A 20,979-nucleotide genomic window follows, 5' to 3' on the forward strand; every position below is an offset into this window, starting at 1 on the left:
CGTTGGTCTAAAGCCCATAGGCCAGGGGCATATTGTGTCGTAGTTTTGAGTCAACAAATAAGAACAGATAAAAAAAACTAACACAATAAAGTAAAGACATTATGAAAGCATTAGTAAAAACATTCGCAGCAGCAGCCTTAATCGCAATCTCTACATTCGCTATGGCCGCAGAAGGTCCAGGTTCAAAATCAGCAAAAGCAAACGTTAACCTTTCCACAGCAGACTGTGCTCTTGAACATTATGTTGCGGTCACAACCGAAGGAGAATCAGCAGGAGTTGAGCAATTGTTTGCTGAAGATTTCAACCAAAAGATCCAAGCTTCCAACGCACAATCTAACGGCCGTAATGCAGTTGTCAAATCTTTGAAAAAACAAAAAGGAGAGAAACTGAACTGTGTGGTAAGTACCGACATACTTGAAGAGTCGGCGGACTACATGGTTGCCAAAGTAACTTTGAAATTTGAAGACTTTACCAAAACTGATCTAGTGACTTTGGTTCGTGAAGGTAACGACTGGAAAGTTTCAAGTTCTGTGAACGCATATAAATAATTTACCGAAGCTAGTTGTCAGCTCGGTCATATCAGAAGCTGACAACTAGTGAATCATATGTTTATTTAAGGCCACGTCGCGAGATGTGGCTTTTTTACGTCAAAAGGGCCTGATTTTCATCAGACCCTTTCTCTTAGCGTTTACTTGTACAGTAATTTTTATGTTTCCTATCGTTTCCTCTTTTATGTTTCGTCATCCAATGTGTTTTGAATACTATTGGATTTTCACTGCACTACGCCAATTTTTATGTTGAACCTTTCTTTCGAAAGGTAGCTTGTGGCCGTTTGTATAATAAGAACATTAACCAGTTTAAAATAGTTTTATCATTCCTGTTTTTTTTTGATAAATTGAGTTTACCTTAACATGAAAAAGGGTACGATGGTTTCAAATTAATAGATTTTGAGCAGTATGGAACAATATGATATTAAACGGTTAACCGATAGATTTGAACGTGGAGAAACATTCAAATTTCTTTTCTTTTGGGGACATACAAATATACAAAATCAAGAGGTCGGAAAATTTGTTTTCAGCCAATGGTATGAAAGTCCGTTTATAGTTGATAATATAACTTATAGGACTGCAGAACATTGGATGATGGCCCAAAAAGCATTACTTTTCGACGATAAAAAGAGCTTTGAGAAAATTATAAATTGTAATAAACCAGGCGAAGCCAAAGCGTTGGGAAGGGAAGTTATAGGCTATAATGATCAGATTTGGAATGAACAAAAATTTGAGATCGTTAAGAATGGAAACATACACAAGTTTAATCAACATCCAGACCTAGCAGAATATCTGTTAAAAACAGAAAATAGAATTCTTGTCGAAGCAAGCCCCGTTGACACCATATGGGGTATCGGGCTGTCACAAGATGATGTTGATATCGAAAACATATATTGTTGGCGGGGACAAAATTTATTGGGTTTTGCATTGATGGAAGTACGGGATTTTCTACGCCAATTTGGACAATTCCAGACACTTCCAAATGCCAAGCAGCCGCCTTGGTCTAAGTTTCCTGATAAGGATAATATGGATATGTTTTGGAGGATGGGGGTAGGGGAGGAGTATTTGATAGAATTCGGTGGTTATTATGATTATCTGTCTGAAAGAGAACAAACGATATATCAACTAACCCACCCACGACCTTACGTATGGAGGAATTTTTATAACTGAAAAAGCTACAGTTGAAAATCTTTATTCATCTGGCCATTCCTGCCATTCACCGAGTTTTCCTGTCTGTTAGTCTAAAGCCCATAGGCTAGGGACGTATTGTGTTGTAGTTTTGAGTCAACAAATAAGAGCAATATTACTAACACAATAAAATAAAGACATTATGAACTCATTAGTAAAAACATTCGCAGCAGCAGCTTTAATCGCAGTATCCACTTTTGCTATGGCAGCTGACAAACCAGTATCGAAATCCGCAAAAGCAGCCGTTAACCTTTCTACAGCAGACTTTGCTTTACAGCATTATGTTGCGGTAACTACCGTAGGCGAGTCAGTAGGCGTAGAGCAGATATTTGCTACCGATTTCAGCCAAAAAGTTCAGGCTTCCAATGCACAAATCCACAGCCGTAGCGCCTTGATCAAATCCTTGAAAAAACAAAAAGGCGAGAAACTGAACTGTCAGGTAAGCACGCAGATCATCGAAGAGTCCACAGATTATATGATAGCCAAAGTAACGATGAAATTTGAGAATTTCACCAAGACTGATCTGGTTACCTTGGAGCGCGAGGGAAGCGGCTGGAAAATATCCAAATCGATCAATTCGTATAAATAGAATTTTACAACTGGTGGTTTGCCAGTAATAAAAGACAAACCATTAGTGAATCATATGTTTATTAAGGCCACGTCGTGAGATGTGGCTTTTTTACGTCAAAAGGGCCTGATTCTCATCAGACCCTTTCTCTTAGCGTTTATTTGTACAGTAATTTTTATGTTTCCTATCGTTTCCTCTTTTTTGTTTCGTCATCCAATGTTTTTCAGGACTATTGGATTTTCACTGTACGACGCCAATTTTAATGTTGGTCCTTTCTGTCGAAAGGTAGCTAATAGTCGCTTTGTGTAGTAAGAACAGTAGCGGATCTGAAATAGTTTTAAAAATAAATATTTCGATACTTTAAATTGACATGTTTGAAATAAGCTTATACATTTTAGAAATTTCGATCGAAATTTCTAATCCAAATATCTCCGCGCCATTTTTTCTATCAGCAATTTGATATCATCATAGCGTGCGAGATTCAGAAGCCAATCTTCAGGTATACCTTCCAAGCCATAGTACAAACCAGCTAATCCACCCGCAATCGCAGCTCCGGTGTCTGTATCTTCGCCAAGGTTGATAATAGCTAATACAATATCCTTATAATTGTCTTTCTCCATAAAACACCATAGGCTTGTTTCTAAACTATCAATCACATATCCACTAGACCTTAGTTCGATATATGATTTAGATCGAATGTCATGTAAAATCGTACTTTTAAAATGAATTATTTCCGACTCAGGGAAATTGCTGTCCGCCCAGAATTTTGAAACTTGATTTCGCATTTCAGCGTAAGCCTGCTCTTTGGCCAAACCTAGCAAAATGAGTTCGGCTAATTTAAGATAGATAAAACATGCCATCGCAGCGCGCACGTGCTTATGTGTTAGCGCTGAAATTTCCCAAATTTTCTCGAATTGTTCCGAGGGACTAAGTCCTTTTATTTCAAATAAAAGAGGCAATATTCTCATTAATGAACCATTGCCATTGTCTTGTTCTCTTGCCCGATATTTTAGCGCATTTAGCTCTCCGATTTGCCCAGATTCGATAATACCTTTAAGCTCACCGATTGATTTAGCCGTGGTGATACCAATATCAAAGACTTCTTCTCTTGCTGTCCACAGCTTACCTTCCTTCCAAGCTATAAATTTTTTGGAGACATCCACCAAATCATATCCACCTAACAGCGAGTCTGCAAGACACAAGGTTAAGGATGTATCATCCGACCAGGTCCCCATAGGTTGATTATGGCTGCCAAATCCGATCATTTCAGTAGCTGGATTTTTTAGCATATCTTCTTTCGACCTGAATTCAAATGGTACACCAAATGCATCACCAACCGCAATGCCAAACAATGCGCCATACATTTTATTTTTCGCTTGACTAGCAGATGTATTAGACTGTATGTTCATAAATAATTTGATCGTTGATTCTTATCAATATAATAAAAAATATTCACCTCCCCATTCCCATCATTCACCGAGTTTTCCTGTCCGTTGGTCTAAAGCCCATAGGCTAGGGGCGTCTTGTGTTGTAGTTTTGAGTCAACAAATAAAAACAACAGAACTAACATTATAAAAAAGACATTATGAAAACTCTAGTAAAAACATTCGCAGCAGCAGCCCTAATTGCAGTATCAACTTTCGCTATGGCCGCTGAAGGACCAGGTTCAAAATCAGCAAACGTTAACCTTTTCACAGCAGACTTGGCTCTGGGTCACTATATTGCGGTAACCACCGAAGGTGAATCGGCAGGGGTGGAGCAGTTATTTGCAGAAGATTTCAGCCAAAAAGTTCAGTCGGCAAATGCAAAGACCAACAGCCGGAATGAAGTCGTTAAATACTTGAAAAAACAAAAAGGCGAGAAGCTAAACTGTATGGTAACTACCGATATCATCGAAGAGTCAGCTGACTATAGGATTGCTAAAGTAACTTTAAAATTTGAAGATTTTACCAAAACTGACTTGGTGACTTTGGTACGCGAAGGTAATGACTGGAAAGTGTCTGGATCAATAAATGCTTACAAATAATTTACCGAAGCTAGTTGTCAACTCGGTCATATCGAAAGCTGACAACTAGTGAATCATATGTTTATTAAGGCCACGTCGTAAGATGTGGCTTTTTCTGTTTTCGGGGTAGCAAAAGTATAGACTTTTCGGTTGTTCAGCTTTACCGACAACATAGCCTTAGTTTCCCTTATTTAGACTCTTGATGACGCCTAAGTTTGTATAAGAATTTAAAACAAAAACATTATGGCAAAAGAATTTCTTATTAAAAAGACAATGGCAGATATGCGCAACTTATGTGCATGTGAAATTTCCGAATTACAAGATGGTGTCTATCTCGGTGTGCAGCTTCTAGGCTATTATCAGGCAGGAGACACACCCGCGCCAATAGAATATTATCTTTCCACTACACCAGATGCTGACAATAGTGGTAGTATTATTGCAACTGGGGGAATCAAATTAGAACATCGATTTCTAGAAGCGGTTAACCCACTTTACTTTGGCGCAAAAGCAGGGTTAGATACCGATGCAACTCCGTTTATACAGCAAATTTTTAATTCCGGCTATAGAAGCGTGGAAATAAGCTGCCAATTACTTGCAGATTCCTATTTGGGACTACCTGATGCAACAATACAACGCTATCCCTCACATCGGATTATAGGTAAAGGGGGATCGGTGCATTTGACCAATAATGTCAATGACGGCTGGATAACTTCTCAATCTTCATTATTAAATCCCGGTTCAACAGACAATTTGTACACAGGTAAAGTCTTTATCGACAATTTGGTCGTAAGAAATGCAGGTGCGGATATTGGAAACGTAGTAGATGGAACACCTTTGTCGGGTACATTCGTAGATGGAGATTGGATCTATAATGTTTTTATAACCAAGTGTTCTTTTTTTAGGGTTAAGCATGTTATCAAATCCTATAAAGAAAAGAGACCCCTTAACACAAATGCTTATCAGAATGGGTATTTACAATCGGTTACGATTATAGGTAACATATTCGAACAAGTCGAAAGAATAGTTGACGCTTATCGATGCTTTAACTTTACCTTTAAAGATAATATGTGTGAAGGCTGTCTATCGGGAATCTGGTTTAAACACATAGACGGGAAACCTACTGTAAATGTTGCTCGGATTGTAGATAACATATTTGAAGGTGGTGGAGTTTTTTTGTACTCTGGGCCAATAGCTGGCGGAAAAGTCTCCGGAAATTATTTCGAAGGTAATGATAAACCTGAGATAAAAACCTACAAAGCTCATTTGTATTTCAAATTCGGATCGGGAACAAATTACATGGGCCTAGCTATTGATAACAACAACTTTCAATCGAACGAAGAGCAGAAGGTTGATGTTGAGTTTTCCGATATCAAGTTTGATGGAAATTTTACGACAGATGCTGAATATTTAGGCAATGTAAGTATCCGTAACAATAACTCCAATTCCTATTCTCTCGTTGAGCCACAATCCCGGATTAAATTTTATGAAGGGAACTCCATTACTGCTGATATGTATGCTAGATCCCGAACGGTTGTGAGTCCGACCCAAAGTCGTGTTTCGTTTCAGCGAAAAAGACAAGAGCTATTGAGCTCAACCTCAATTTCTTCAGATGGTCATGTGATTGCTAGAATAAATGTTGCCCGAATTAAAAGTTTGATGACCAGGCAGGAAGACAGGACTTCGAACGGAACGATTAATATTATGTTATTAGCCAAAACTTCTGGAATGATAACGATCGGTGCGACATTAGCGATTGTGGATTTTTTGATTATGCCCGCATCAGAAGGAATGAGTTCTGGAGCGATTGATGACGTATACTATAAGTTTAAATTGCGTAGTGTACTTAATATAGATGCCGGGAAGCCGATAAATTCAAATTTTAGTGGTGCAACAACTAAAGCCCATTTCAATGAGGATACGGCAGTGCTTACAGCTGTGCCGGACGGCGATTTTGTAAAGTTAATACTATCTACATTTGTAGCACCATCAATCGACAACTTTGGCAAGGCTGATCGACTGCTGTCATTTCAGACCATTCAGATCAACGCCAGCAATAATTCTTATAATGTAGGTTATCCTGTACTTTAATAAAAAAATAGGGGCTGGTAGATCTACTGGCCCTATTTTTTTACTTTATTTTAAGATCATTCCCATATTATCCTTCGCCCCTTTATTCCTGCCATTCACCGAGTTTTCCTGTCTGTTAGTCTAAAGCCCATAGGCTAGGGGCGTATTGTGTTGTAGTTTTGAGTCAACAAATAAGAACAACAAAACTAACACAATAAAATAAAGACATTATGAAAGCATTAGTAAAAACATTCGTAGCAGCAGCCTTAATCGCAGTATCAACGTTCGCTATGGCGGCAGAAGGCCCAGGCTCCAAATCAGCAAAAGCAAACGTTAACCTTTCTACAGCAGACTTTGCCCTTGAGCATTATGTTGCAGTTACGACAGAAGGCGAGTCGGCAGGCGTAGAGCAATTATTTGCCGAAGACTTTAGTCTAAAAGTTCAAGCTTCCAATGCACAAAGCCATAGCCGTAGCGCGTTGATCAAATCTTTGAAAAAACAAAAAGGAGAGAAGCTGAACTGTGCAGTAAGCACCGAAATCCTTGAAGAGTCAGTAGACTATATGGTGGCTAAGGTGACCTTGAAATTTGAGAATTTCACCAAGACTGATCTGGTTACCTTGGAGCGCGAGGGAAGCGGCTGGAAAGTATGCAAATCGATCAATTCGTATAAATAGGAGCCATCTCAAATAAATATAAATGTTGTAGAGCCATGTCGAGAGATGTGGCTTTTTTACGTCAAAAGGGTCTGATTCTCATCAGACCCTTTCTCTTAGCGTTTATTTGTACAGTAATTTTTATGTTTCCTATCGTTTCCTCATCCAATGTGTTTTGAATACTATTGGATTTTTACTGTACGACGCCAATTTTTATGTTGAACCTTTCTCTCGAAAGGTAGCTAGTAGCCGCTTTGTATTGTAAGAACAACTGGCGATTTAAAATAGTTTTATCGAAGTAAATTATATTTGATAACTTGAGTTGACTTATTCTATAGCGCACGTTAGATGTATGAATTAGAGAGTAAATTAATAATATGAAAAAAAATACAACACTATGGATTATTATAAAGTATTCTTCAATACTAGTTGCTTTTTATATAGTTTTGGACCTTATTAGTGGGGAAATTAAGTTTTCTGAAATTCCGCTACATATACTTAATCTTATCATACGCCTTTTTGTTACTGTATTTATTTGCTATATTTTATTTTATATGGTTGTCAAATTATTTCGGCTTAAATAATGGAAAAATAGAAAGCTCCAAAAATCTGAGAGAATTTATTAAATGAACTCGATGCAGATCAAGCTTCAGATAAGAAAACAACAAATTTTATAACAAATATTGACAGCAAATGATTTGGGGATCTATAGTTGTAAACAGAATTGGTAAGGCTACACATTTCATTTTTAAAAATTTATACTCTATTGTGGTGTATAGAAAGGCAATTTCATGGAAGGAAGTGACTAAACCGGCTTCAGAAGATTTTTTTGATGTAATTCCTCTTGAAATATTTTATAATATTTTGGGTGGAGCTGTCTTGGTCGCTTTGCTTATTTTTTTGGAACAGTACTTATAAAAGACAAGAAGTCCTAATATTCATAGTCGTTTCATCAGTTACTGAACAATTTTGAAGAAAACACCATTTTGTAGTGCCCCCAAAAAGTTAGACACTTTTTGGGGGCATTTTTATGAATTCGCGGCAGCAGCCCTGATTATAGTTCTAACTTCGCTATGGCAAGTATTAAAACAATATCAAAATCTGAAAAAGCAAATGTTAAGCTTTCCACTGAAGACTTTGCCCTGGAGCATCTCGTCATACGACTTTTTGTTTGCATTTTTATTGCCTTTATTGTCCATTTTATTATCGTTAAACTAATTCGATTTAAATAGATTTTAAGTTACAATATAGGCAGAATACGATATCAAATTGCTAATAGATGCTCTTTAAAAATGGTTGTTTTCTCAATTGCTGTTCGTATTGTTCTTTGCTTATAAATGGCCATAGTTCATAATCTCCAGAACGCTTAAATTCTTCAAACTGCTCTTTCCGCTCATTTAGTTTTACATTATAATGTTGTCCCAAACTCAGGGCAGTAAATAACAAGTCTTTAAATGAAAACCGTAATAGCGGATTTATATGATCAAAATAAGGCCACTCGTACTCAAAATCTGAATTTAGAAATAAAATAAAACGAGCAATGTCTTTCAGTTCTTTATCAGAAAACTGGTATTTGCCAGAAAGTTTATGATTTTCTAAGTCGCTATATAAACACCAGCTTAATTCGAGCATTGGTCTTATGATAGGATCATCAAATTTGGCTTGTTTTGAAGAATAATAATGTTCAGGAAGATAACCAAAGGAAACATTATCTAATATCTCCTCTTCAAACTCATCATTGCTAATAAGCCCGATGGTTAAATGTCTTAAATGGTACGCAAGTACCTTTCTGCGTGCTAAGTCAACCATATCAGAACGTTTTCTTAAAGATAAGCAAATATTCATTTGTTAAGATGTTAAGCAAACTTCACCTCCCCATTCCCACCATTCACCGAGTTTTCCTGTCCGTTGCTCTAAAGCCTGTATGCTAGGTGCGTATTGTGTTGTAGTTTCGAGTCAACAAATAAGAACAACAAAACTAACACAATAAAATAAAGACATTATGAAAACTCTAGTAAAAACATTCACAGCAGCCTTAATCGCAGTATCGACATTCGCTATGGCCGCTGAAGGACCAGGTTCAAAATCAGCAAAAGCAACTGTTAACCTTTCCACAGCAGACTTTGCTCTTGAACATTATGTTGCGGTAACCACCGAAGGTGAATCAGCAGGCGTGGAGCAATTATTTGCAGAAGATTTCAGCCAGAAAGCTAATGCAACTACCAATAACCGTGACGAGGTCGTTAAATTCTTTAAAAAACAAAAAGGGGAGAAGCTAAACTGTACGGTAACTACCGACATTATCGAAGAGTCAGCCGATTATATGGTCGCAAAGGTAACTTTGAAGTTTGAAAACTTTACCAAGACTGACCTTGTGACGTTGATGCGCGAAGGCAATATGTGGAAAGTATCCAAATCAATCAATTCATATAAGTAGTATCTCTTTACTGGTGGTTTGCCAGTCATAAAAAGGCAAACCACTAGTGAATCATATGTTTATTAAGGCCACATCGCGAGATGTGGCTTTTTCTGTTTTTTGAGATGACAAGATAGCGACTTTTCGGTTGTTCCGCTTTACCGATTACATAGCCTTAGTTTCCCTCATTTTGACTCTTGGTGAAGTCTAAGTTTGTGTAAGATTTAAAAACACAACATTATGGCAAATCAATTTCTTATTAAAAACACTATGGCAGATATGCGCGCGCTATCTGCGGCAGAAGTCACAGCATTAACCAACGGTACGTATAATGGCGTACAGCTTTTAGGCTATTACCAAGCAGGAGATACACCTGATCCGATTGATTACTACCTATCTTCTACAACAGTTCCTGATGACGGTGGTAGCGTTATCCTTGTGGGAGGAGGGGTACTTGAACACAATTTTGTGGGAAATGTAAACATTCGGTATTTTGGTGCAAAAGGAGATTTTATTCAGGATGATACCCAAGTAATACAAAAAGCATTAACCTATTCTAATAAAGATGGGATCTCATCAGTTTACTTTCCAACGGGACATTATCTTATCACCGATACCTTAATTCCCCCGAGTGATTGTATGTTATATGGAGACGGTAATAAATCCCATCTCGAATTTAAACACGAACCTTTTTCTATTTCGGGGACTGTAAAATGGATGTTTAGGTTATTTAATCACAAGAATATTTCATTCCAAAACTTGCAATTGGATGGAGGAGCAACGACTAACAGGCTCCCTGTATCACCTACAAATCCTATCAGCAAATGGAATGTTAATGGTGCAGAGTTTTTGATCTATTTTAATCCGATCTGTGACGGAGCGGTGGATAATATTAGTATTACCAATTGCTCCATCAAACGCTCATGGAGCTCGGGGATCCAGAGTTATGGCAGATCCGCAGAATGCTATCCGCATCCGTTGACAACCAATATCCGTATTACGGACTGTTATTTCACTGAGACCGGTCATCATGGAGTCGGATTTAATGAGGTAGCTAATGCGACTGTATCCAACAATAATTTTGTCAATGTAGGCCGATGCATGCCAGAGCCAACAAATATGTATGGCAGCGGTCTAGCTGTCGATTGTTCAGGCGGATGTCAGGATATTGTTGTATCCAATAATACGGTAGATGGTGCCGCTGGAGGTTTTAAATGCGAGAGTCATATTGTTTCAGTTAGCGCTAGTTTTCCGGATGGTATTAATTATTCACGTCGTATAGTTTTTTCTAACAATACGATTAAAAATCTCTATTTGGATTCCGCCATGGGGACTTCTAATTTCTTTATCATTTTCTACGGAATTAGGTTGGCTGGTGACAGTTGTATTGCTACCAACAATACTATTGTTAAACCACAAGGACATGGAGTTCTGATTTCCAGTAATGGTTCCAATTGTACTGTGTCCAACAATAAGATTATTGAAGCTCAGCGAAGCGGTATTGAAGTAGGTTCCAGTGAGGGCTTTAATACAATTTCAGATAATCGTATTATCAAACCTGTATTGCAGGGAATCACCGTAAATGGCAACAATACGCTTGTCAGTGGCAACATGGTTACCAATGCTGGCAATACAGGCATCAGATTGCTCAAAGGTGATAATTGTCAATTTATTGGCAATACAGTAGTCGATTCGGTTGGGGATGGTATCAGTGTGATACCTACTGGCACATTTACTTGCAATCATATTGATGTTGTTGATAATGTGTGTTATGATTCTCGTACAGGTACTGATCGGACTCAGGTTACAGGAATTAGCGCAAATGCTGGCTCGGTGACCAATGTTAAATCTGTAAACAATAGATGCTTTAACAATATCAATACCCAGGTGTCCGTTGCTAATAGTGCCAGGCGGAATCAAGAGATCGGCTCGAATGCATGGCAGACGCAGACTAGTAATGGAGTTGCTAGCGTCGCTGGAACATGGCAGGTAGGAGATGTGCTTAAAAATGTCAATGCTGTGGTGCAGCATACCGATCCACAATTGAAATACACCTACGGCTGGTATAACAACGCCCCAGACGGACGGAATTTTATACCTTTTGGTTTTCTAGGCGAGTATACTGGGCTAGGCAGCCCTGAGGGTGTCGTAACAGCGAGACAAGGATCTCGATATAATGAAATTAATGAATCAGGTATATCCTCCATTTGGATTAAAAGAACTGGAGGAGGAAATATTGGATGGATTAATGTTTTTCAAAATGCAGCTCCTGCAAATAGAGGTCTGGTATCACAATCCGCAGGCGTGGCCAATAGTGTATTGCCCAATGCCACGGATCTTGCTTCGGCGATTGCATTAGTCAATGACCTAAAGGCTATCTTAAACAATAAGTTGCAGTCCGATCGTAATAGTGGACAACAAGCAAGTTAATTGCACATAAACATTTAACCCCATATCTCATGATATGGGGTTAAGAGTCAAAAGGGCCTGATTCTCATCAGACCCTTTCTCTTAGCGTTTATTTGGACAGTAATTTTTATGTTTCCTATCGTTTCCTCTTTTTTGTTTCGTCATCCAATGTTTTTAAAGACAATTGGACTTTCACTGTACGACGCCAATTTTTATGTTGAACCTTTTGTTCGAAAGGCAGCTTGTAGCCGTTTTGTATAGTAAGAACAACAGTCAATTTGAAATAGTTTTAACAGCATATTTTTTTTTAATACTTTTAGCTGAGTTCAATGAAAGATTAAAATGAAACGTATCAATCTAAAGGCGAGAATCAAACGGAATATGTTGGATACGTTATCCGGAGAAAATTATAGAGATGAGAATAGTGAAATAATTCGATATCTAAATAATCTAGGTGCAGATATTTTGGTTGGGATCGAACGGGAGGATGGCGTTTATACGTTAATTGGCACAGAAACGATCTATTACATGACGTCTTTAATGGTACAAGAAAAACTTTCCATTAAAGACTTCTTGTATATTTTACAGGCAACTGCAATGACAAATGGAAAAATGGCAACTTATGAGTTTATCAAAATTAACAAAAATGCAAGTGTTTGGGTAATGAATACCCAAGTTATGAATGCTTTATGGAACACTATGCTATTACTTGATCGGCTGGATCGCTAATGAAAAAGTCACTATACAAATTGAAAATTAGTAAGAGAAACAAACTTTTATAAAATTAACACAATGCAGAAGAAAAGAATCCGATGTTTAATAAAGTATGAAAATGTTGCACCAGATGTCTTTAACTATAAAGTTTTTTTTCCGTTAACAGGCGGCTGGAGCAATAATAGCTTAGTTACTTGTACAAATTGTGGGGAATTGTTTGTAATTGACTGGGAAAATCCAGAAACGGAAAATCTAAGTGTAAAACAAATTGCTGGTTCAACTTTATGTCCAACTTGTAATGTTGTTTTATCTTTGTATTTGGCAGATTACCCTGCTACAATAAGAATTTCAGAAAATCAATTTGTTAGTTTTAATATAGAAGCTATTTCCAATCAAGATGAAGGATCGGAGATTGTAGAATTTTATGAATTAAGACCATCGCAAAAAGACCTAAACTAAACTAACGAAAATTGATCAGGCTGAATTTTTTCACCTCCACATTCCCATCATTCACCGAGTTTTCCTGATCGTTGGTCTAAAGCCCCTAGGCTAGGGGCGGATTGTGTTGTAGTTTTGAGTCAACAAATAAGAACAACAGAACTAACACTATAAAAAAGACATTATGAAAACTCTAGTAAAAATATTCACAGCAGCAGCTTTAGTCGCAGTATCAATTTTTGCTATGGCATCTGAAGGACCGGGTTCCAAATCAGCAAAAGCAAACGTTAACCTTTCCACAGCAGACTTTGCTCTTGAACATTATGTTGCGGTAACAACCCAAGGAGAGTCAGCAGGAGTAGAGCAATTATTTGCTGAAGATTTCAGCCAAAAAGTTCAATCGGCAAATGCACAAAGCCATAGCCGTAGCGCGTTGATCAAATCTTTGAAAAAACAAAAAGGCGAAAGCTTGAATTGTACAGTAAAAACTGACATTATCGAAGAGTCCACAGATTATATGGTGGCCAAAGTAACGATGAAATTTGAGAACTTTAGCAAGACTGATCTTGTCACTTTGGTTCGTGAGGGGGATAGCTGGAAAGTATCCAGTTCAGTCAACTCCTATAAATAGTATCCAATAATTAGTTGTCAGCTCGGTCATATCGAGAGCTGACAACTAGTGAATCATATGTTTATTAAGGCCACGTCGTGAGATGTGGCTTTTTTTATGTCCTAATATTTTGATTCTGAACAAAAACGATTACTGTTTTTGCATAATCCCATATTGTTTATTTTGATTATTCTCGATCTTTTGGCCAGCATAGGTTTCAAAAATGTATTTCGTAGTTGCTTTCAGTGAGCGCCTAGGTTGAATGGGGTGATAACCCGGAGCGGTAAAAAACTCGATTTCGTTGTCAATCTTCGAATACCAAATATTACCAATATCTTTTACTCCTAGCGTATCGGGTCTGGTAATTTTACGGAAGTGTTCCAGCTTTGCTTTATCTAGTCCAACTACTTGATAACGTTGTGTTTGATCCTGACAGTCCGCTTGGATATATCTCTCCCCGTTCCAGCACATGCATTCTTCAGGCGTTAAATAATGCACTGCAAAAAAAATGGCAATAATCAGCGAAGCAATCCCCGAAAATCTTAGCGCATATTTATTATTTCCAATAAAAGATTTTTTTTCTGGTTCAATGGTAATCTTTTCTCCTTGATCCAATTCTTCTGAGACAACTGCCTGATCATTTTCACTTAGCAATATTTCATCTATTTCGTTATTTTCCTCTTCATCTGTAGCGTTGGAATGATTGTTTTCATCTTTCTTAATTGTTGTTTCAATTGGCAGTTCTTCATTGTTGGTTAGATCATTTGAACTAGAATCTTTGCCGTCATCTATACAATCTTCTTTATTTGCCTTAAAGTCTTTTGATCCTTCGTCTTGAGGTAAGTCATGTTTGCTTGAATTCGTTGTATCGGATTGAAGTGAATTCCAATAATCAAAATTGTAAGGCCGCGGCTGAAAATTAATTAGTATCGCAAGAAATTTTACAACATCTCGTTCAGGGCTACGTATTGTATCCCCGATTATAAAATTTCTTAATGCTCTGAATTTATCTGTTTCCGAATCTTTTACTATTTCCTTGAGCGGCTTACCAAGTTGCTTTTGCTTTTTCTTTTCATCTTTTTCTCTGAAATAATCAATGAATACTGTTTCATCCTCGGTAGATAGTCCTCTATCGAAACATTGCATGGACCAATTCTTAAGATCTCCCGTCGAAGGCCATTCGCGGGAAAAATCAAGTCGTCTGTTCTCTTTTAAATCTAGGTAGCCGTCTCTTACAGCCTTTTGAAAATACTCAAACATGATTCCAAAATTAACATGTATCCATTATTGGAAAATACGGGAAACCGTACTCAAAAACATCTTAAAAACCATCTTGATTATTTGGAAAATTTTGGAAAACCGTTGAAAATTTCTGAAACATTTTGAAATGTCATGAAGCATTGGAAACGTTTGATAAAAAGGGTTTTAACGGCTATAACTTTGTTTTCGAAATCAGATGATAGTCGATTAGTTTATGAGGCTAAGATACTAAACAGATTTCACAATGAGAAGATCTCGCGGTAGACATTAGCCGGTTTGGGAAGCAGCTTCTGCCTCCCGCGAGTGACACTCTTACTTCCCAAAAAATTCAGAAGGCCTTCTGAAATCAATGCAGTAACCCCATGCGTGGTGCGTGGGCCTGCCAAGGTTTTACATTCTAATTTTTTGAGTTATGTGGAGTTTAATATTATATTTTTTGTTTGGAATCGGCCAGCCCTCTAATTCACAACCAAACACTGGTGCACCAACGGTACAGACGGCAGATGAACCTCCATCGGATGGTGATGGTGGAGATAAAGGCAACCCACCGCCAGATAAATAATTGTTAATGTCTATAATTCAAAGAGCTGATGAATTCAGCTCTTTTTTTATTTGGAATTGTTTAGGTGGTGTTTTTTGAATAAATTCGAAAAAAACTTAGCCGTGCAAAAATCTGTTTTACTTTTGCTATTCACGTTGTTGATTTTTTCCTGTTCGCGAAATAAAGATGAAAAAATTATCAAAACCGTAAATAATGATTACGATAAAGCATTTGCTTTCTTCAAGCAGGGCCAAAAGGACAGTTCTTTCTTTTATTTCGAACTTGCCAAAGACCAATACTTGAATTCAAATGATAGTTTGGGTACTGCTAGATGTTTAGTTTTTATTGGATTACATCAATATGATGAGGGAGACTTTTTCGGGGCACAAGAGACGTCGTTATCGGCAATTCGTTTTATTGGTAATAAGCAAAAAGATTCATTATTATGTTATGCCTATAATACAATTGCAAATGCTTCAGATGAAATGAATCAATACGACCAGGCCATCCCATATTACCAATTAGCTATTAAGTATTCTTTTAAATCTATCAATACTCTAATCTATAAAAATAATCTTGCTGTCTGTCTCAGAAATGCTAAACGTTATTCTGAATCCATTAAATTATCTACGGAAATAATATCGAAGGTAACCAAAGGCACAAATGAATATGCTAAATTTTTAAACAATCTTGCCAAGACCAAATGGATGGCTGATCCTTCCTATAATCCAGTTCCTTGGTATCAAAAAGCCTTAGAGATACGTATCAAACAAAAAGACTTATGGGGACAAAACTCTAGTTATGCCAGCTTAGCAAAATATTATGATGGTAAAGACACTGATTCATCTATTTATTATTTAAATAAGCAATATAAAATTGCGCTGGAAATTAATAGTCCTGATGATGAATTGAATGCTTTACGTGGGTTAATTCAGTCCAATGCACTTTATTCTGAACGCTATTTACAGCGCTATTTGGCATTAAACGACAGCATCCAACAAGCCCGAGCCGCTGCCAAAAATCAATTTGCTCTTATCCGTTATGAAGTCGAGAAAAACAAGACCGAGAACCTGAGACTCGAAAAAGAGAATGCCCAAAAGCAATACCGCTTGACCAGGCAACGTGTTATTACCGGGACCAGTGTATTTTTGCTTTTGCTAGTTATAGGTGGTGGAACATTTTGGTACAAGCGCCGCAAGCAACGACTTGAACTCGAAGCAGAGAATAAGGTCAAAGAAACCCAACTTCACCTTTCTAAGAAGATACATGATGTTGTGGCCAATGGTATCTATCGCGTGATGAGCGAAATCGAATATAAAGAGGACATCGATCGGGAAGGAATGCTCGATAAGCTGGAGCATATGTACAATCAGTCACGCGATATTTCACATGATGTCGAACAGAAGACCATTACCGAAATTCCCTATAGTGAACAGATTGCCGAATTACTCAAATCATTCGCTGCTGACCACCGCCGTGTATTCATTGCTGGAAACGAGACTGAGCAGTGGACTAACGTCGGCAAGCGAATCAAGGACGAGATCAAGCACGTGCTTCAGGAATTGATGGTCAATATGAAAAAACATAGCCAGGCCGATCAGGTCGTGGTACGGTTCGAAACATCAGGACAGCAACTGAAAATAGTGTATAAAGATAACGGCATTGGCATGCCACAGGAAAAAACTCAAGGAAAAGGTCTGTCCAATACGGTTTCCCGTATTGAAAGCCTCGGTGGTGAAATTATCTTTGTCAGTGAACTGGGAAAAGGACTCAGCGTTACGACCAATATCCCATTAGTATAAAAGATAATAATGTATGTTTAAAAAAGTACTCATTGCCGAAGACCATGATACAGAAAATGTTGCGGTGCAAATAACACTTCGCGATCTTGGTGTGCACAATCCAAAGTATGTTTATTATTGCGACCATGCGCTTACCTGGATCAAGAATGCCATCCGTGATGGAGAACCTTATGATTTGCTCATTACGGATATCGAATTTGAGGATGACGGTAATTTCCAGGAGATCAAGGATGGTCTAGCTTTGATCAAAGCTGTTAAAGAGATACAGCCAGATATCAAAACCATTATCTTCACTGGTAAGGATAGATCAATTGCGATCAACGAAATGTTTAAGTCTAGTCAGATCGATGGCCATGTTATTAAAGCTCGCCGTGGAGGACAGCATCTTCGCGAAGCGATCCAAGCCGTTTATCAGAATAGGATCTATCAGTCTCCGAATACAAAAAAAATTATACAGGAGCAAAATTCACATGAGTTTACTCAACTGGATTTGCACATCATTAAGCTATTATACGAGGGGATTGCTCAAAAAGATATGCCCCAATATCTGCAGCAAAGAGACATCAAACCATCCAGTCTGAGTAGCATCGAGAAACGGCTCAATCTGATGAAAGATATATTAGGCTTCACCAAAAATGAGCAGTTAGTTGCTTATTGCAAGGAGATGGAATTGATATAAATCTATTTTTACGGGAAACCGTATGAAAAGACCGTTTTAAGACATTAATTTTATGGAGACAAGCAGTTACAGGTTCGTAGACTAAATTATTTTATGCATTCAAGATACTTATTGCTATATATTAACAAGTTTTATGAAGAGAAAAGGCTATCAGAGGATAGCCTTTCTTTTTATTGTCGTTTGAGGTTTTTAGACTCCAGATGAATCCAAGTATAGCGCTTAAATATGTTTAATCTGCCTTATTCGAAAATGTATTGATTGAATTTAGGGAATAATAAGCGATCCCATTGTCAGGGTACTCTTCCAGAATTTCTTTGTAGAGTGCCTTTGCTTTTTCGGCTTGCCCAGTCTGCGAATAACAAAATGCGATATTACAAAGTCCCATTTCCCGATAGGACATTTTAGAGGCGCTCAACATTGTAAGTGCACGATATTTATCTACCCATTTGTATTTTGTAAAAAAAACAACGCTCTGCTTAAAGTGCTCGGTAGCCGTTTTGAAATCCTGCTGTTTGATCGCTTTCATCCCCTTGTTGTGGCTGGAAGGGATAAGCCGTTGCAATAAAATAAATAAAAGGGAAAAAAGCACTGCGCCGATAAAAATCCCATGTTTTTGGAATAGAAATGCAAAAACAGCTAATAAAATGGCCCAGACCAAGATGATAATGATAACAGCAGGCCAGGATACTGACCGAACGATTGGAACATTTGCGCTCATTTGATTCAGAATGATTTGGTTTTAATCCATGCTAATATACTGAAACCCTCGTAAAGTCTTCCTTCTCCGTGTTGTTTTTATATTAAGTTTTGCCCAAAGACCAATCTGACCAATTCTTAAGCTGCGATTTACGGGAAACCGTAATATCCGCCTTACGAGATTTGATACTTTTGAATTGATGAAACAATAAACATCAGTAAAGTCATATAACCGTATTTAACTGAAAAACACGATGAATACAGATCAATTAGTGCAAGATACACTGTCAGATAGCAAAGTTATCTATGAGCGTGTGCGGCAAGAACTCTCTAAAGCTAAAACCCAAGTTTTAATTGCCATGGCATGGTTTACCGACAACGAGCTCTTTGCGACAGTTCAAGGTTGCTTAGATCGCCAAGTAAAAGTATCTATTATTATAGCAGACCAGCCAGATAATGAAAAACTCGACTTTTCACTCTTAGAGAAACAGGGAGCAGAGGTGACTAAAGTTAAGAATGTCGGCTGGGGTATCATGAATCAAAAATTCTGTGTGATTGACCAAGCTGTCGCCATTACAGGCTCTTATAATTGGAGCAACAACTCCAAGAGCAACAATCATGTAAGCGTTATTGTCACCAATTATCCAAAAACCATTGCTGAGCTTACTGAGACTTTTCATGGAATCCGTAGTAGAGCCATAAGGATCAATAATGGTGAATCATTGGAAGATATTATAGCATCTGAAAAAATAGAAACACCCATGCAGATTAAACAAGAAAATCATACTTCCCGGTATACTGTATCATCGGGCGGTGAACTCAATTTCCAGCAGCAGTCTTTAAAAGAATTCAAAGATGTACTGGACAATATTATAGCTTCCGAAGTAGGGGCTTTTGACAAGGACCTAGTTAAACAGAGTGGTTATAACCGTGCGAAAGAAAACAATGGTGACCATCAGATCCTTCACCAGGCAATGGATAGTCTCTACTCTAATTTCATCAATGAAATTGAAGTGATTGCAGAAAAGAAAGATCGTTTGAAAGTGCGCATTGATGAACAGCAGAAAGTGAGTTCAACCAACATGGAATTTCGTACGGAACAGGAAATTGAAAAAATCAAAGGAAATGCATCAGTAGATAAGCAAAATCTCGATTCGGATATCAATTCCCTTACTGCAAAAATCGAAGAGAAACGTCTTCAGATTAACTCGAATAACAATACGAAGGTTACCTTTATTGAGAGTAAGATTATTGCACTGAAGCAAAAGATCAAAGAATTGGAAGTTGAGTTTGTAAAGCCATCAGTCAACAAACCTATTATGTTGATCCTAGCCGGTACGACGTTGTTGCTTGCCCTGTATATATTTGTTTTTTACTCCTCTGTTGCCTATATCTTTATTTTCTCAAAAGAAGAGATCAATGAAATGATGTTGCTAGGCTCAGCAAATACACAATCACCCGAAGTCTTCAATCCACACGCTATTACTAAGATAGGGGAGAAAGGGATGGGCGGTATACTATTTCTCTTTTTGTTTGTGGCTATTCCGCTCGCATTGGGTATGTACAAAGTTTTTAAAGATCTTTTTGATGTCAGTGAAAATAAGGAAGTCCAGCAACATGGTATTATTCAGAAGATCAAAATGGCTTTCGTGAACCATTTGGGAATTATTCTTATCCTTGTTGTTGATATCTTTATTGCCTATAAAGTGTCAAAAAATATCAATGATATTGAGTTGTTGACCAATAAGACAGATCAACGACTGTCACTCTTAAATGTTCTTGCAGATAGCAATTTTTGGCTAGTCTTTATCCTAGGTGCGCTGGGTGTGTTTCTTTTTGGATTCTTTTTCGAAAAATTAATGGGCCAGATTAACGAACGTAATCTTTCTTTTCAACAGCAGAAGACTAAGCATATTGTCGAGAGCCACCAGAAAGAGATCGGCGAATACCAGGAACAGATCAATAAGATCCAGTTGGAGAACGATGCTCTACAAGCTGAACTGTTTAGTTTGCAGGTAAACAAAGAAGAAAAAATAAGTCAGATCCAACAGCTTCCTATTCAGCAGAACGAGCGGGTAGGCGCCCTGCAACATCAATTGCTCACTTTCAAAGAACGGATCAGTAATATCGGACAGATTTACAAGAGCCAGATTGACAATGACAAGCTGCCTATTTCCAAAGCCGAGATGGAAAACCGGGTCAATATCTATATGGAAGGTTGGAGCAAATATCTATACGAAGTATATGCAATCTTAAAAGCAGAGACCAAAACCCGTGAGGCTGTAGGTGAATGCGAAGCCTGGCTTTCCAATTTAGGACTACAGTCTGACATTAAACACGAACTTTTAGAAGACATTACGGCTTTTAACAATTAACCAATCA

General features: G+C 37.8%; 19 protein-coding genes. 15 read left to right on the top strand and 4 right to left on the bottom strand.

Annotated elements, in window-relative coordinates:
* Nucleotides 1–101: 101 nt before the first annotated feature.
* The 3 genes from OGI71_RS26060 (at nt 102) to OGI71_RS26070 (ending at nt 2,325) form a co-directional block, all read left to right on the top strand.
* Nucleotides 102–548: a nuclear transport factor 2 family protein gene (locus OGI71_RS26060; protein WP_282253091.1), complete on the top strand. Its 447-nt coding sequence runs from the start codon at nt 102–104 to the stop codon at nt 546–548.
* Nucleotides 549–956: 408 nt separating this feature from the next.
* On the top strand, nt 957–1,718 hold the full coding sequence (locus OGI71_RS26065) for an NADAR family protein (RefSeq protein WP_282253092.1): 762 nt from the start codon (nt 957–959) through the stop codon (nt 1,716–1,718).
* A 160-nt stretch (nt 1,719–1,878) separates the two neighbouring features.
* Nucleotides 1,879–2,325, top strand: coding sequence for a hypothetical protein (locus OGI71_RS26070; protein ID WP_282253093.1), 447 nt, complete (start codon nt 1,879–1,881; stop codon nt 2,323–2,325).
* Between the two features lie 395 nt (nt 2,326–2,720).
* Here OGI71_RS26070 and OGI71_RS26075 read toward each other — a convergent pair whose 3' ends face one another.
* Entirely contained in the window at nt 2,721–3,713 is a 993-nt protein-coding gene (locus OGI71_RS26075) for an ADP-ribosylglycohydrolase family protein (protein WP_282253094.1), read from the bottom strand.
* Nucleotides 3,714–3,889: 176 nt separating this feature from the next.
* On the opposite strand from OGI71_RS26075, the gene OGI71_RS26080 reads away from it, so the two are divergent.
* The 3 genes from OGI71_RS26080 to OGI71_RS26090 all read left to right on the top strand — a co-directional run bounded on the left by OGI71_RS26080 (nt 3,890) and on the right by OGI71_RS26090 (nt 7,053).
* On the top strand, nt 3,890–4,330 hold the full coding sequence (locus tag OGI71_RS26080; protein WP_282253095.1) for a nuclear transport factor 2 family protein: 441 nt from the start codon (nt 3,890–3,892) through the stop codon (nt 4,328–4,330).
* A gap of 222 nt (nt 4,331–4,552) precedes the next feature.
* Nucleotides 4,553–6,397, top strand: coding sequence for a hypothetical protein (locus tag OGI71_RS26085; protein ID WP_282253096.1), 1,845 nt, complete (start codon nt 4,553–4,555; stop codon nt 6,395–6,397).
* Nucleotides 6,398–6,606: 209 nt separating this feature from the next.
* Nucleotides 6,607–7,053: a nuclear transport factor 2 family protein gene (locus OGI71_RS26090; RefSeq protein ID WP_282253097.1), complete on the top strand. Its 447-nt coding sequence runs from the start codon at nt 6,607–6,609 to the stop codon at nt 7,051–7,053.
* Nucleotides 7,054–8,304: 1,251 nt separating this feature from the next.
* On the opposite strand, the gene OGI71_RS26095 is transcribed toward OGI71_RS26090, so the two are convergent.
* Entirely contained in the window at nt 8,305–8,877 is a 573-nt protein-coding gene (locus OGI71_RS26095; protein WP_282253098.1) for a hypothetical protein, read from the bottom strand.
* Between the two features lie 157 nt (nt 8,878–9,034).
* On the opposite strand from OGI71_RS26095, the gene OGI71_RS26100 reads away from it, so the two are divergent.
* The 5 genes from OGI71_RS26100 to OGI71_RS26120 all read left to right on the top strand — a co-directional run bounded on the left by OGI71_RS26100 (nt 9,035) and on the right by OGI71_RS26120 (nt 13,640).
* The gene (locus OGI71_RS26100) at nt 9,035–9,469 is read left to right on the top strand and encodes a nuclear transport factor 2 family protein (protein WP_282253099.1); all 435 of its coding nucleotides are present in this window, start codon (nt 9,035–9,037) and stop codon (nt 9,467–9,469) included.
* A gap of 219 nt (nt 9,470–9,688) precedes the next feature.
* Nucleotides 9,689–11,878 (top strand): right-handed parallel beta-helix repeat-containing protein, encoded by a 2,190-nt coding sequence (locus OGI71_RS26105; protein WP_282253100.1) that lies wholly within the window; start codon nt 9,689–9,691, stop codon nt 11,876–11,878.
* A 321-nt stretch (nt 11,879–12,199) separates the two neighbouring features.
* The gene (locus OGI71_RS26110; RefSeq protein ID WP_282253101.1) at nt 12,200–12,586 is read left to right on the top strand and encodes a hypothetical protein; all 387 of its coding nucleotides are present in this window, start codon (nt 12,200–12,202) and stop codon (nt 12,584–12,586) included.
* 63 nt (nt 12,587–12,649) lie between these two features.
* A complete protein-coding gene (locus tag OGI71_RS26115; RefSeq protein WP_282253102.1) occupies nt 12,650–13,030 on the top strand; it encodes a hypothetical protein in 381 nt (126 codons plus the stop codon).
* A gap of 163 nt (nt 13,031–13,193) precedes the next feature.
* Nucleotides 13,194–13,640: a nuclear transport factor 2 family protein gene (locus tag OGI71_RS26120; RefSeq protein ID WP_282253103.1), complete on the top strand. Its 447-nt coding sequence runs from the start codon at nt 13,194–13,196 to the stop codon at nt 13,638–13,640.
* A 129-nt stretch (nt 13,641–13,769) separates the two neighbouring features.
* Here the strand turns inward: OGI71_RS26120 and OGI71_RS26125 are convergent, their stop codons facing one another.
* Entirely contained in the window at nt 13,770–14,879 is a 1,110-nt protein-coding gene (locus tag OGI71_RS26125) for a hypothetical protein (RefSeq protein WP_282253104.1), read from the bottom strand.
* A 412-nt stretch (nt 14,880–15,291) separates the two neighbouring features.
* Between OGI71_RS26125 and OGI71_RS26130 the strand changes: the two genes are divergently transcribed.
* The 3 genes from OGI71_RS26130 (at nt 15,292) to OGI71_RS26140 (ending at nt 17,901) form a co-directional block, all read left to right on the top strand.
* Nucleotides 15,292–15,441 carry a hypothetical protein gene (locus OGI71_RS26130; RefSeq protein WP_282253105.1) on the top strand — a complete coding sequence of 50 codons (150 nt, stop codon included), beginning with the start codon at nt 15,292–15,294 and terminating at the stop codon, nt 15,439–15,441.
* A gap of 101 nt (nt 15,442–15,542) precedes the next feature.
* Nucleotides 15,543–17,222 carry an ATP-binding protein gene (locus OGI71_RS26135; protein ID WP_282253106.1) on the top strand — a complete coding sequence of 560 codons (1,680 nt, stop codon included), beginning with the start codon at nt 15,543–15,545 and terminating at the stop codon, nt 17,220–17,222.
* 13 nt (nt 17,223–17,235) lie between these two features.
* Entirely contained in the window at nt 17,236–17,901 is a 666-nt protein-coding gene (locus OGI71_RS26140) for a response regulator (protein WP_282253107.1), read from the top strand.
* Nucleotides 17,902–18,130: 229 nt separating this feature from the next.
* Here the strand turns inward: OGI71_RS26140 and OGI71_RS26145 are convergent, their stop codons facing one another.
* Nucleotides 18,131–18,619: a tetratricopeptide repeat protein gene (locus OGI71_RS26145; protein ID WP_282253108.1), complete on the bottom strand. Its 489-nt coding sequence runs from the start codon at nt 18,617–18,619 to the stop codon at nt 18,131–18,133.
* Between the two features lie 232 nt (nt 18,620–18,851).
* Between OGI71_RS26145 and OGI71_RS26150 the strand changes: the two genes are divergently transcribed.
* Nucleotides 18,852–20,972: a phospholipase D-like domain-containing protein gene (locus tag OGI71_RS26150; protein WP_282253109.1), complete on the top strand. Its 2,121-nt coding sequence runs from the start codon at nt 18,852–18,854 to the stop codon at nt 20,970–20,972.
* Nucleotides 20,973–20,979: the final 7 nt, after the last annotated feature.

Source organism: Sphingobacterium sp. ML3W (assembly GCF_029542085.1).
In the GTDB taxonomy this organism is placed as follows: Bacteria; Bacteroidota; Bacteroidia; order Sphingobacteriales; family Sphingobacteriaceae; genus Sphingobacterium.